Origin of the sequence: Flammeovirga sp. EKP202 (genome assembly GCF_014534745.1) — a bacterium.
Classification (GTDB): Bacteria; Bacteroidota; Bacteroidia; order Cytophagales; family Flammeovirgaceae; genus Flammeovirga.
In genome coordinates, this window is the sequence record NZ_JACVVP010000016.1 from 1 (window position 1) to 14,572 (window position 14,572).

Annotated in this window: 13 protein-coding genes and 1 tRNA gene; 13 read left to right on the top strand and 1 reads right to left on the bottom strand. The window is 33.6% G+C overall.

The features are described 5' to 3' along the window. The 9 genes from IC221_RS11535 to IC221_RS11575 all read left to right on the top strand — a co-directional run. A partial coding sequence (locus IC221_RS11535) for a transposase (protein WP_188169123.1) occupies positions 1-370 on the top strand: 370 nt, incomplete at its 5' end. 312 nt (positions 371-682) lie between these two features. Then, a tRNA-Ile gene (locus IC221_RS11540) sits at positions 683-756 on the top strand. A gap of 181 nt (positions 757-937) precedes the next feature. Next, entirely contained in the window at positions 938-1,729 is a 792-nt protein-coding gene (locus IC221_RS11545) for a zinc ribbon domain-containing protein (protein WP_188169124.1), read from the top strand. An 85-nt stretch (positions 1,730-1,814) separates the two neighbouring features. Then, positions 1,815-2,426: a fumarylacetoacetate hydrolase family protein gene (locus IC221_RS11550; protein ID WP_188169125.1), complete on the top strand. Its 612-nt coding sequence runs from the start codon at positions 1,815-1,817 to the stop codon at positions 2,424-2,426. A 63-nt stretch (positions 2,427-2,489) separates the two neighbouring features. After that, positions 2,490-3,593, top strand: coding sequence for a serine hydrolase (locus tag IC221_RS11555; protein WP_188169126.1), 1,104 nt, complete (start codon positions 2,490-2,492; stop codon positions 3,591-3,593). A gap of 13 nt (positions 3,594-3,606) precedes the next feature. After that, on the top strand, positions 3,607-4,356 hold the full coding sequence (locus tag IC221_RS29900) for an RNA methyltransferase (protein WP_188169127.1): 750 nt from the start codon (positions 3,607-3,609) through the stop codon (positions 4,354-4,356). An 82-nt stretch (positions 4,357-4,438) separates the two neighbouring features. Then, entirely contained in the window at positions 4,439-5,254 is an 816-nt protein-coding gene (locus IC221_RS11565) for a hypothetical protein (protein ID WP_188169128.1), read from the top strand. Positions 5,255-5,396: 142 nt separating this feature from the next. Beyond that, positions 5,397-6,203, top strand: coding sequence for an N-acetylmuramic acid 6-phosphate etherase (murQ, locus tag IC221_RS11570; RefSeq protein WP_188169129.1), 807 nt, complete (start codon positions 5,397-5,399; stop codon positions 6,201-6,203). Positions 6,204-6,568: 365 nt separating this feature from the next. Next, a complete protein-coding gene (locus IC221_RS11575; RefSeq protein WP_367397766.1) occupies positions 6,569-7,873 on the top strand; it encodes a DEAD/DEAH box helicase in 1,305 nt (434 codons plus the stop codon). Here the strand turns inward: IC221_RS11575 and IC221_RS11580 are convergent. Continuing rightward, a complete protein-coding gene (locus tag IC221_RS11580) occupies positions 7,870-8,601 on the bottom strand; it encodes a geranylgeranylglyceryl/heptaprenylglyceryl phosphate synthase (protein ID WP_188169130.1) in 732 nt (243 codons plus the stop codon). The two genes, IC221_RS11575 and IC221_RS11580, sit on opposite strands and share 4 nt — an antisense overlap. Before the next feature lie 160 nt (positions 8,602-8,761). Here IC221_RS11580 and pyk point away from each other — a divergent pair, with 160 nt between their 5' ends. The 4 genes from pyk to IC221_RS11600 all read left to right on the top strand — a co-directional run bounded on the left by pyk (position 8,762) and on the right by IC221_RS11600 (position 14,408). Next, entirely contained in the window at positions 8,762-10,192 is a 1,431-nt protein-coding gene (gene pyk / locus IC221_RS11585; protein ID WP_188169131.1) for a pyruvate kinase, read from the top strand. 239 nt (positions 10,193-10,431) lie between these two features. Continuing rightward, a complete protein-coding gene (locus IC221_RS11590; protein ID WP_188169132.1) occupies positions 10,432-11,511 on the top strand; it encodes an LptF/LptG family permease in 1,080 nt (359 codons plus the stop codon). Between the two features lie 229 nt (positions 11,512-11,740). After that, entirely contained in the window at positions 11,741-12,406 is a 666-nt protein-coding gene (locus IC221_RS11595) for a diphthine--ammonia ligase (protein ID WP_188169133.1), read from the top strand. A 166-nt stretch (positions 12,407-12,572) separates the two neighbouring features. Then, complete coding sequence (locus IC221_RS11600; protein ID WP_188169134.1) at positions 12,573-14,408, top strand: T9SS type A sorting domain-containing protein; 1,836 nt, start codon at positions 12,573-12,575, stop codon at positions 14,406-14,408. The last annotated feature ends 164 nt before the right edge of the window (positions 14,409-14,572 follow it).

Sequence of the window (14,572 nt, forward strand, 5' to 3'; positions counted from 1 at the left end):
ATCAGAAAATGCAAATAGATTACGAGCAAAAGCCACTCACTTTTTAAAAACGGAAGAAGGGAAAAAGAAAAGTAAAATGAGAGGACATGATATTGAAACCGTTTTTGGCCATCTAAAAAAGAACTTGAAATTAGATTCATTTCTTCTAAGAGGAAAAGATAATGTAAATATAGAAATGCTACTATTTACTATATCTTACAATCTGATAAAGTTATTAAAGTCCGGATTTCTATTAAGGGGAGAACAACTCATAGTTCTTCTTTATGCTTATTTATATCGACGCAATAAATGGTTGAAAATAAAAAACTCTTCATTTTTAAACTGTTTATGTTCATACGATTTAAAAATGAAGAGTATTTGGAATTTTTGATGGTTTTGCGACAGCCCCTTTTTTTTTAAAAAAAAAGAATATATTTTACCAAAAACACTAATAATCCCTTAATAAATGATAACGACTACTAGAATCCATAAATAGCCCTATCAGTACGGAAAATGCATTTTGGAGGGATCTCGAGTAAAAAATTGTCTATTTAGTGGACTGGATACGTTTTCTTTCATTTTTTATTCAAAAATAATTTATTGTTTTCCAATTGGTTAAAAAAATAATACAAAAAACTTTATTTTTTCTTTTGCATTGTTCGAAAACAATCTGCTATATTTGCAACGCTTTCAAGGAAAAGCAGCTCCCATAGCTCAGTTGGTTAGAGCATCTGACTCATAATCAGAGGGTCACAGGTTCGAGCCCTGTTGGGAGCACTTAATGGGGCTAACAATTGTATTGTTAGCCTTTTTTTTGCTTTGTAGAAAATAGATTAGTTATTTAATTCTAATTTATACTGAATATGTCGATTTTATTTACTAAAATTGCATCTTGCATAGTATCTATAATGCATACAGGAAAAAATTTAATGTCAACACTTTAGTTTTACCAATCCCTATGGAGAATACCGTCGCCCAAAGAATCGAGGCGCTTTCGAAAGTTCAACAAATCGACAGCGAACTAGATGCAATCCGCAAATTACGCGGCGACTTGCCGGAAGAAGTTCAAGACTTAGAGGATGAAATCGTACGTTTTGAAACTCGTATCGATAACCTTAATGCAGATCTTGGTAGCACAGAGGCAAATATTGAACAGTTAAAAGGTAAAATTCAAGATTTCAAGAAGCGTATTACATATCTTGAAGAGCAACAAATGAATGTTAGAAATAACAGAGAATTTGATGCCATCAACAAAGAGATGGAAATGCTTGATCTTGATATACAAGTTGCACAAAAGAAAATTCGTGATAACGAGGCTGATGGCAAAGTGAAGCGTGATAAAATCGTTAATACGAAAGAAGCTTTAGAAGAACGTAGAAAAGATCTACAAGCGAAGAAAGCTGAACTTGACGAAATTATGGCGGAAAGTGAAGTGGACGAGCAAAAGCTTTTGAAGCAACGTGATAAGGCAACGAAACATCTTGATGAGAGATTATTAAGATCATATAATAAGATTAGAGAGAATTCTTCAAATGGATTAGCTGTAGTATCTGTAAAAAGAGGTGCTTGTGGTGGTTGTTTCGCAACTGTTCCTCCACAACGTCAAGCAGATATTCGTGAGAAAAAGAAACTAATCGTTTGTGAGCACTGCGGTAGAGTTCTTACTGAAGTAGAAGTGATCGAGGAAGTTGAAGCAGCTCCTAAGAGACGTTCTACAAGAGGTAGAAAAGCTACGGCTAAGAAAAAGTAATTTCATTACTGACAAAAATAGCCCGATAATTACCTATCGGGCTTTTTTTGTTTATTTACTGTACTGACCCTTATTTTTTATTATTATGAAAATCATTTGCATTGGTCGTAATTACGTAGACCACATTGAAGAACTAAACAATGAACGACCAACTCAACCTGTTATTTTCTCTAAGCCAGACACAGCTGTTTTGAGAAATAACGCTCCTTTTTATTATCCAGAATTTTCTGAAGATATACATCATGAGGTTGAATTAGTAATAAAAATCTGCAAAGAGGGAAAATACATTCAAGAAAAATTTGCTCATCGTTACTACGACGAAGTTGCCCTTGGCATTGATTTCACGGCAAGAGATGTTCAAAAACAATTGAAAGACAAAGGACTTCCTTGGGACCTTGCAAAAGGTTTTAATGGCAGTGCACCTATTTCGGCTTTCCAACCCATATCCAATTTCGAATCCATTCAAAATATTAATTTTAGTGTAAAACTAAATGGAGAAGAAAAGCAGAATGGAAATTCAAAGATGATGCTTTGGAATGTAGATGAAATCATTTCATTCGTCTCAAAATATATTACGTTAAGAAAAGGCGATCTCATTTTCACGGGCACACCAAAAGGTGTTTCTCCAGTGAAAATAGGCGACCGTATTGAAGGTTTTATCGAAGATCAAAAATTATTAGACTTCGAGGTTAAATAGTATTTCTTATTTGTGCGTACTTTAAATTCACTCTTTCTTTTACTTTTTTGTTTTTGGATTACTTTGGGGTGCCAAAAACAACAAGAAGTAAAGGAAGAAATAGTAGAAGATAATACCAGCGTCGACATTGATTCTTTATCGAAGGAAGAACTAGATCATTTTCAACATATATTCGACTCTACATTTACTAAACTCCAAAAAACAAGACGATTTAATGGTGTTGTTTTAGGAGCAAAAAATAAACAAATCGTCTACAAAAAGGCATTTGGTTATAGAGATGTTAGGAGAAGAACAAAATTAGAAGAAAGTGATATTTTCCAATTGGCTTCAGTCTCAAAACAGTTTACCGCTAGTGCTATTTTAATGTTGGAGCAAGATTCTTTACTATCTATCAACGACTCCATCAATAAATTCTTTCCCGATTTTCCCTATCCTGGAATCACTATTAAGATGCTTCTTGATCACCGATCTGGGCTACCTAATTACATCTATTTAATGGACAGGGAATTGAAAGATAAACACACTCCTATCGACAATCAATTGTGCATAGATTATATGTACGAGCACAAGCCTGGCAAATATGGATCACCAGACGGTAGGTTCAAATATTCCAATTCAGGTTACATGCTTCTTGCTTCTATTGTCGAAAAGGTATCGGGATATCCATTTTCAACCTTCTTAAAAGAAAGAATTTTCACACCTTTACAGATGGATTCTACATTTACTTTCGATCCTGTAAAAGTACAACAAGATAATATCCCTTATGGACATACAGGCCGGGGCAGAAAGTTTGAAGAATACATGTTGGATGGTGTTTTGGGAGATAAAAGTGTATATTCAAATGTTGAAGATCTTTTCAAATGGCATAAAGCACTTTTAGGAGATTCAATCTTAAGTGTTGAAAGTAAAGAAAAAGCTTTTACCTTTCATAGCCCTAAACGAAAAAGTAAATATAACTATGGTTTTGGATGGAGGTTATTTAAACCTTCTGATGGAACAAAAGTTGTTTACCATGGAGGTTGGTGGAGAGGTTATTCTACCCTCTTTGTACATTATCCTGAGTCAGAAGCATTTTTAATTATCCTAACAAATAGAGTAAATCACTCTTATGTTAATACTAACCATGTTTTTGATGCATTAGAAATTCCAGAATTTAGAAGAAGATAAATTAGATAAGCCAGTGAATAAGCGTTGGAGTAAAGAAACCAGAGCATTATTGCAAAAGAAAAAACGTAAAGAGACTAATCGTTTTATTGTTGAAGGATATAAAAATTTGGAAGAACTTTTTAGGTCGCCCTTAAAAATTCATGCCCTTTTTTATACTGAAAAGCTAAATGCATTACTCAATGAGAATCTTATTAGTTCAATTTCTGTTGTTGATGAAACAACACCTGAATTACTAAAACAAAATGGCAACCTACAAACCAACGACACTGGACTCGCTGTAGTTGAAACTCCTACTTTCGATCTTCCCACAGCTGAAGAACTTCCTAATTTCTGCTTGGCATTAGATGATGTACGTGATCCTGGTAACCTTGGTACTATTCTAAGAGTGGCTGATTGGTATGGCATTAAAGACATCTTCTTATCAAAACAATGTACTGATCCATTTTCTCCAAAAGTTGTCGCTTCTACAATGGGGGCATTCAGTAGAATACAAACACATATTGTAGACCTTCCAGAACTTTTGAGGAAGTATAAAAATGAGGGCATCCAAATTATTGGAGCAGACATGGATGGTAAAGACATTCACCAATTTATTCCTGATCAAAAGTCTATAATGGTAATGGGAAGTGAATCACATGGTATTAGTGAAGAAGTACATCAAGTGCTTTCGACCAAAATCACCATACCAAAATACGGAGAAGCGGAATCTTTAAATGTTGCAATTGCTACAGCTATTATCTGCGATAATATAAAACGTGTTTGACATTTATTGTGAATTCTAAATGAATCATTTATAGTACGATTTATGTTAATACTATAGAATTACTTATAACATAATCAATACTATGAATATCAAATACTTTATCACTATAACTAATCATGCACCAAATTTTGACAACTCAAACATTGTTTCATTCGCACCAACTGGAGGTAACAGTTTAGCAACTTGGGTAAAATTGGATAAGAAATTTAAATGGGTAGATAAAGTATTAAAGATCAACACTGACGTATGTTTATATACAAATGAGGAAATCTCACTTGAAACAGCCGCTCATTGGGTTTTGACTGAGTTTAGGGTAATGGAAAAATTCATTTGGAAAGATACTGTAGCCTATTCACATCAGGAATTAATTAGCATGGCCAACTTAGAAAACAAGCTTCCTTGGAAAGATGTTGCTTTTGCTGATCGTTTGATATTCGATGAAAAATATCCTGAAAATTATCATTTCGCCAAAAAAGTAAATCCCCTAGCATTGTCTATTGACAGAAATATCAATAAGATGCTTAGAAAAGCGGATCGTTCAATACTCGTAAATAAAATTAATGACGAGCTCAATTTATTTATCATACCCTTCCATGACAACCTTGTATTTGAAGAAATTTTACATGTCATGAACAACCTTCTGATAGGTGGTCAAGATGATATTTATAAATTAGAAGCTCGTTTTCAAGAAGCTCAACATGTAGTTGGATTAAAAAAAGTTGGTCAAAAGATTATTCAAAACATCAAAATTTCAAATAAGAAAACGGGAAACTATATTTTTGGTGTTATCAATGCCAATCATCATAAAACAAAAAACCTTCTTGATTTTGCAATTGAAGATCTAGATGATGTATCCAACCACATCCATCAAATTATTGATGAATCGCTCAATCAATAATACAAAGAAGATCTAATTTTATCTTCTTACAAAAATCCAAAAGATATGTACGTCACTATGATGCAAAACTATTTCGTGTATATTTGTAACGCATAATCACAACAAACAATCTTTATAAAAAGTTATACAATACTTTACAAAAATGATTACAGAGTCATCCTCAAATTATAATAACCTTGAGAAGATGGATGTAAATACCCTTTTACATAGCATTAATCAAGAAGATCAAACTGTACCTTTAGCTGTAGAAAAAGCAATCCCTCAAATTGAAGCCTTGGTAAATGAAATTGTACCAAGAATGAAAAAAGGAGGAAGATTATTCTATATCGGTGCAGGAACAAGTGGACGACTAGGAGTTGTTGATGCTTCGGAATGCCCTCCTACTTTTGGTGTTTCTTTTGACTTAGTTGTTGGGTTGATTGCCGGTGGTGATGGTGCTATTCGTAAAGCCGTTGAACATGCAGAAGATGATGATCAACAAGCATGGGTGGATTTAGAAAACGAAAATATATCTGAAAACGATACTTTAATTGGTATTGCTGCCTCTGGTAGAACTCCTTATGTAATTGGTGGACTTGAGAAAGCAAATCAAAATAATATTCTGACGGGTTGTATTGTCTGCAATCCAGGTAGTAAAATGGCAGAAGTTGCTCAATTTCCAATTGAAACGATAGTCGGACCTGAATTTGTAACTGGAAGCACACGAATGAAAGCGGGTACTGCTCAGAAATTAATCTTAAATATGATTTCTACTTCAGTGATGATTCAGCTTGGAAAAGTTGTAGGCAACAAGATGGTCGACATGCAATTGACCAACCACAAATTAGAAGAAAGAGCAATTAAGATGGTGATGGACGAAATTAATGTCGACAGAGAAGTTGCTCAAGAATTATTGAGTAAGCACCCTTCTGTAAGACAAGCTACAGAGGCTTATAAAAATAAATCCTAAAACATCAGCCATTCTTTTTGTCTTTTGTGTATTTTTGATTGAACAACACTCATAATGATATATAAAGTGTTTTACTAAAAATGATAAATAAAAATCTCAACTTCTCATTTTTGATAAAACACTTTAAACCCCAATTCAAAATTGGACTAAAATTTAAGTCTAAAAATCTAATTAGGTCTAAATTTCAAAATTGAAACAATTCCATTACAGCTATGAAGAGATTAATTTAAACAAATGGAAGTTCTATAGTTGAAAAAAATTTATGTACTCCTATCATTATAATAATGGATATTGCGAAAGTGCTGTTTCAATTCTACTCTATATGAGTAAAAACATTGATTTTTTAAAAAACAAAAATAATTATTGTGACATTCGATGATTTTGAGTTAAATGACGATCTTTTAGACGGCATTTACTCCATGAACTTCAGGGAGCCCACTCCCATTCAAGCTCAGGCTATTCCTGCCATTTTAGATGGAAAAGACTTGATTGCTTGCGCTCAGACCGGTACAGGAAAAACGGCTGCTTTCTTACTTCCTATAATGGACCAAATTCATATGTCAGATTATGATGGAACAGAAACGCACACCATTATCATTGTTCCCACTAGAGAATTAGCTTTACAGATTGATTATCAGATCCAAGGATTATCCTATTATACTCCAGTTACGTCAATAGCTGTTTATGGAGGTGATTCAAGTACATTTTCAAATCAAAGAAATGCACTAAAAACGGGCGTTGATATCATTGTTGCTACTCCTGGAAAATTATTATCACATCTCAATATTGGTGCTAACGTTAGTAAGGTTAAAAATCTAATTTTAGATGAAGCTGACCGAATGCTTGATATGGGATTCTATGAGGATATTTTACAAATTGCTTCTCATCTACCGAAGCAGAGACAGAATGTGTTCTTCTCCGCTACAATGCCTCCAAAGATTAGAACGTTAGCAAAAAAGTTATTGCACAACCCCGTTGAGATAACGATTGCAATTTCGAAGACTTCAAAAAATGTCACTCAAAAAGCTTTTCTGGTTTATGAAAATCAGAAAAACTTAATGGTTGACTTCTTGGTGCAACAGGAAAATTATGAAAGTGTCATTATTTTCACTTCCACAAAATCTAAAGTAAAAGAGATCACAGATGCACTTACAAAACGTGGGTTAAGTGTTGAGGGAATAAGTTCCGATTTGGACCAGAAAGAAAGAGAAGATGTTTTGTTGAGATTTAAAGGACAACAAACAAAAATCTTAGTTGGAACGGATATCATTTCAAGAGGTATTGATGTGGATACGGTTGAATTAGTAATCAACTTTGATGTCCCAAAAGACCCCGAAGATTATGTGCACCGAGTAGGTAGAACTGCCAGGGCATCTCGTGAAGGTGAAGCAATCACATTTATCAACGAAAATCCTAAAGAACAACAATCTTTTGCGAAAATTGAAAATCTGATTCAATTAGAAGTAGAAAAACCTCAGAATCCAGCCTTTTTAGGACCAGGTCCATCTTACAACCCCATTGTAAAAAGGAATAATAATAACAGAAGAAAATTCCACGGAAAAAAGAAGAACTTCAATAACAATACTTCCGGAGGTAATAATAGTAATTCAAAGAAAAAATATCACAAAAAACCTTTTAAGAAAGGTCCAAATCGAAATAAAGGTAATTAAATCCTATTTTGTATTTCTTTCAAAAAGTTGGGGTTGTTTTCAAATGCAGTACCTATTACTACTATGTCAGCCCCAGCATCAAATTTTTCCATTACGGTTTCAACATCTCTGATTCCACCTCCCACAAATAACAATCCCTCCACTGCTTTTCTCACACCTTGAATCATTGTATTCGAAACAGGTGTTTTTGCACCACTTCCTCCTTCTAAATAAAAACTTCTCATCCCCATTAATTCTCCAGCCATTGCAGTACTTCTTGCAATATCATCTTTGTTATGCGGAATGGGTTGCGTGTTACTCATATATTGAACAGAAGTAGTCGCCCCACTTTCCACCAAAATATATCCTAAAGGAATCGCCTCAAGATTGGCCTCTTTTACCTTATGAGCAGCATGAACTTGTTGACCAATTAAAAAATCTGGATTTCTTCCCGATATCAAAGACATAAATAAAATTGCATCGGCATCAGGTGTGACTTGCATGGCATTTCCTGGGAACAAAATCACTGGCTTTTTCAATTGTTTTAAATCATTAACAGTTTTATTAAGAATATTTGAAGATAAAAGGCTCCCTCCAACTAAAAATATATCTGGCAGATGATTTTTATTGCCATTTTTTAAGAAAAAAAATAGTTCATTTGTCCACCGATCCGGATCGATCAAAACTGCAAGCGTTTTTTTTTGTGATTTTTTTCGATCCAAAAGAGCTTTTTCTGTTTTTAATTGCATTTGTTAATATAAGATGATTAAACAGGATTTGTTCTATTGTATGAATTTGATAAATTCGCATGTGTTTCAAATATAGAGGACAAAAATAAATAATCAGCACATCTGATTTTGTTATTTTCCCTCGAACAATTTAAAATTATATATTCGTTAATTAAGAACTATGAGTATCGCAATCAACAAGACCAAAATCGTCGCTACGATTGGACCAGCAACAAGAGATAAGCAAAAAATTCTTGAGCTTATTCACGCTGGAGCAGATGTATTTCGTTTAAACTTCTCACACGACGTACATTCTGCACATAAGCAAGTAATCGATTGGGTATCAGAGTACAACTCAAAATTCGGTCATAACATAGCTATCTTACAAGATTTACAAGGACCAAAAATCCGTATCGGTGAAATCGAAGGTGGAGCTGTTGAGATCGTTGAAGGCGAAAAAATTACTATTACAAACAATCCAGTTGTAGGTACTAAAGATAAAGTATCAACTTCTTACACTAACATCGTGAAAGACGTTAAAGCTGGTGACAACATTCTTATCGACGACGGTAACTTGTGTGTTCGCGTTGTTGAAGTTAAAGCAAACGAAATCATTTGTGAAGTTGTTTACGGAGGTAAATTAAAATCACGTAAAGGTATGAACTTACCTGATACTGATATCTCTGAAGCTTCTTTAACTGCAAAAGATAGAAGAGACTTAGAATTCGGTTTAGAGTGTGGTGTAAACTGGGTAGCTTTATCATTCGTAAGAAACCCTGAAGATATCACTTCAGTAAAAGAAATCATCAAATCTAAAGGTTCAAATGCTAAGATCATCGCTAAAATCGAGCGTCCTGAAGCAATTGCTAACTTTGATGAGATCTTAAAAGTAACTGATGCTGTTATGGTTGCTCGTGGTGACCTAGGTGTTGAGATCAACTTTGAAGATGTACCAATGCTTCAAAAAGAAATGATCCAGAAGTGTAACAGAGCTGCTAAGCCAGTTGTTGTTGCTACTCAAATGATGGAATCAATGATCAACAACCCTCGTCCAACTCGTGCAGAGGTAAATGACGTTGCTAACGCAGTAGCTGACGGTACTGACGCAGTAATGTTATCAGCTGAATCAGCAGCAGGTGACTACCCTATCGAAACTGTTCAAGCAATGGTTCGTATCATCACTGCTATCGAGCGTCAAAACGAGAAAATCTACAACAAAACGTATGACTTCGACCCTGAAAGCTCAGCGTTTAGCGGTAACTTAATTGCTCAAGCGGCGTCTAGCATTTCTGCTGACCTAGGTGCTAAAGCAATCATCGGTTTGACTACTTCTGGATTCACTGCTTCAAGAATCTCAAGACACCGTCCTAAGACAAATATCTTTATTTTCTCATCTGACAAGCAATTAGCGGCTACGCTTAATATTGTTTGGGGTGTGAAAGCATTCCATTATGTACCAAAAGGTTCTTCTGAAGAAACTTTCAAAGAGTTAGAAGAGATCTTAGTACAAAAAGGTTTCCTTGCAAAAGGTGATAAATTTGTAAACATCGCTGCTTTACCTCTTACTGAAACAGGTAAAACAAACAGCTTAAAAATCGGTACAGTAGAGTAATTCATTATTCGCTGTAAATAGATGCTGAAGGCCTTTTGAGTGGTTTTACTCAAAAGGCCTTCGTTTTTTAAATAAAATTCATTTTAATTCTTTCTTCATTGATGTGAAACAACGTTAAAAGACACTATTTATATGTATTCTATTGCCTTTTACGTTGGAAAATTAATGAAGGAATTCTTTTTTTGTATTCGGTAAGGCTTTTGCCTTTTAGTCGAATTAAAACACTTACGACAGACAATATGAAACTTCTGGATAAGTATATTCTTAAAAAGTTTTTTAAAACATTTATTTTTGTAGTACTGTTACTAAACATCATTGTTTGTGTAATTGATTACACTGAAAAGCAGGACGACTTTTTAAAACACGGATTAGATTTTGGGTATGTATTCCAAGAATACTATATAAACCTATTTATACACTGGGTAAATACGTTGAGTCCACTTTCTATCTTTATTGCTGTTGTATTTATGACTGCAAGACTTGCAGCACATTCAGAAGTTATTGCAGTATTAAGTAACGGGGTTAGTTACCCAAGATTCTTATTACCTTATGTTGTTGGTGCGTCTGCAGTAGGATTATTAATTTTTACTTTAGTAGGTTATGTAGTCCCTTACAATGCAAAAACAAGAGTAGCTTTTGAGATTGAATACCTAAAAAGCCCCTACTACTTTAACGAAAGAGACATTCACTACAAAGTAAGTGATTCAACTTACTTATATGTAGAAAGCTATAATAACAGAATCAAAAGAGGTTACAGACCTACTTTAGAAACATTTGATGGCAACAAGCTATTAGAAAAAATCTCTGCTAACAGAATTCAATGGGATTCTGCCAAACAAGAGTGGAAATTTGACAAATACGAAAAATATACTTTCAACCCTGATGGCACTCAGAAATTTGCAAAAGGGACTTCATTAACGAAGAAGTTAAATTTAGATCCTAAGTATTTTGAGAGTAAGTACAATCTCCATGAAACGCTTACAAATACTGAATTATCAGATTATATTGAACAAGAAAAAAGTAGAGGAGTTGCTAATCTTGGTGTATATGAAAATGCACTTTATGAAAGATACGCTTATCCTTTTGCCATCTTATTGCTTACACTAATGGGAGTTTGTGTTTCATCAGTTAAATCAAGACATGGTTCAGGTTATCTAATTGCCATGGGATTTGTTCTTGCATTCATTTACCTCCTAATGGTAATTATGAGTAGAGCAATTGCTGAGGCTGAAACCTTAAGTCCATTCTTAGCAGCATGGCTACCAAATATTATTTTCACTTTTGTAACTATTGGATTATACTTTAGAGTACAGAAATAAAGAAAAATAATTTACATAAAGAAGAGTCTAACAGATATGAATGTTAGGCTCTTTTTTTTAGATCAAACCTGAATACCCACTTAATCAGTAAGTGATTTTTAACATAAGAAATACGTGAGGTAATTCATTTGAATAATAACAGATGATTCATTATTTACAGGTTGAAAAGAAATATTCGTTTTGATCTTCTATTTAAGAATTTCCTCTATGTATAGATAAAAATATTAATATGAAAAACGCTGTTGTACTTTGGACTGGTGGTAAAGATTCTGCCCTCGCTTACTTCGAATTAAAAGACAAATACAATATTGTCAAGTTTGTGACTTTTGTACCTAAAACAGACAAAAAATTTGTTGCTCATCCTGTAGAGTTAATGAAAGCCCAATCCTCAAGTATCGGAGCTCAACATGAATTTGTGAGGGTTGGAGAACCTTTCAAAGAAGGATATATTGACGCAATGAAACAATTGAAGAAAGAAGGAATTGAAGTGGTGATTACCGGTGATATTTCAACAATTAATGGTCAACCTAATTTCATTGAAGAATGCTGTAAAGGGCTTTTAGAAATCGATATGCCACTTTGGGAACATGACCGCAGAGCATTACTCGACAAGTTTATTGAAAACAACTTCGAAATTTTGATTTCTCTATCTTATAAAAAAGATTTTGAAGAACATATTACAGGTAGAAAACTCGATAAAACATTAGTTGAAGAACTGAAAGTACTTCAAGATAAAACCGGTATTGATCCGTGTGGAGAAAATGGAGAGTACCATACCAATGTTCTTGATGCCCCCTATTTTAACGATAAAATTGACTTAGATTTCACTGTTGAAGAAAAAGAACATTACCATTCTATCAATATTGTGAATATTACGGTAACTCCAAAAAACTAAATTATCACTCCTAAATTAACTTTCAATTTCACCATCAATCTAAAACATAATTGGGTTGATGGTGAAATAAATTATAAATACTAGCTATATTACAATCCAATTTCAAACAAAACACTAACCCAAAAGTAAACTCTCATTTTTTTACAATAAATATTTCATACACAAAATGAGCAAACTATACTTTAGGTTAATAATTACCTTAATCAGCATTTCAGGATTATCCTTTCATCTTGATGCACAATCATTACCTTTCCCTCAATCTAGTGATGTAAGTGAATTGCACTCCACCACTTTTTTATTCAGTGAAACAAGATCAGGTGACACTGTAATCAACCTCGGTGATATTAATGGAGACGGTTTTAGTGACTATGCAGTGCATAATTATAATTCTTATGAAAGTTACTATCTCGTTCTTGGAAAAGCTGATTACCCCTCCAATGTCAATAATGATCATTTTTCAAGATTCCGAAACACTAACTACTTTAATTTCAATAAAATATATGGTGGTGGCGACATTAATAACGACGGTTATGATGATATTGTCATCTCAGATAAGTGGGACAACGATTGCAATGGTACCTTAACCATTTTATACGGTGGACCCTATGTGCCAGAAGTGATTACAAGAGATAATGTTGGCTTACAATTCAAAACCATTTTAGCTGATGAAGAAGACTACAATGACATTTCAATTACTAGGTTTGCAAATCATGCAGAAATCATCAAGGATATTAATAATGATGGATTTGATGATATTATAGTTACAGAAAACACACGTGGCGCATCGAGTATCTGTCCAAATGAAGTAACCAATAGAACTGATGATAAAAGCTATATTATCTTTGGTAAAGAAAACTTTCCAGATAGTCAAAGGCATATCAGTGACATTGAAGACAAGGTTGAATTCCATAATAAACGAGATAACAGGTCTGTTGACAACCTTAAAGTTCTTGGTGATATAAATGCAGACGGTTTTGATGATTTTGTTTGCTTAATGAAAGAACTAAATGATGAAAATAATGATGGGCATGATGGATATATCGCATTATTAATATTCGGCAAAGAAAATTGGATAGCAGGCAAATACGATATTGCTGACTTAATAGATAAAAAAGAGGCCATCTATCTAAATATAAAATATAGCGACAACCTTGAGTATATCAATTTTAATTTCAGTAAAATTGGAGATATTGACAAGGATGGTTATGATGATTTTGGAATTACATTTGCCTTTAAAGTGGTCACTGGCTTCTGGCATGAGAGGAAATCTATAGTCCTCTATGGCCATAAATCAATTGGGGAAAGTCAAATTGATTTAAAAGATATAAAAAGAGTTCAAGGTTTTGAAATTACAACCGATAGTCAATTCAGCCCTCTTTTTTCTAATAGCAGAGGAGATATAAATGACGATGGTTATGAAGATATTTTATTAACGGACCATAAGGGATCAACTTTTATAATTTATGGCTCTAGTTCTAAATATCACTATCCAAAAATAGTTGATTTTGGTAGTCACTCTACTGAAGCGAATATAGACGGAAACAGGGCTTTCAGAATAGATAACAGTGACAGTGATACTCATCATACCGCAGGAATTACATTTCTCGATGATTTTAATGGAGATGGTGTAAATGATATTGTGCAAGGGGCGATGAGTGATCAAAGTAAACCTCTATTTATTGGAAGATGTTATGTCGTTTATGGTGTGAAAGATGGAATTATTGCTTCAAATGACATCCTTCAAACCAACGCCTCGACTATCAATTTATTCCCTAATCCCGCTTCTGATTTAATAGAATTAAATATCAAAAATGATTTCTTGGGTGATATCGAAATTGAAATCTTTACATTAAAGGGGCAGAACGTCTTATCTTTTATACAAAGAAAAAATAATGAAAACCATCAATCTACCATTGATATAAGACATTTACTCCCTGCAACTTATATTCTCAATGTAAAAGCAGAAGAGACTATTTTCACAAAGAAGTTTATCAAAAAATAAAACTATTTAATACAATTTGAAGTAGAATTAACTTTTCAATCTTTCTCTTATATTAAGAACCTAGACCTACTGATTTTCAAAGACTTTATAGTTCAGTAAGCTTTATTAGTTCTTATACTTTGATTGAATTAGTTAATTCTACTTCCTTTTTATACCTTTGCCGC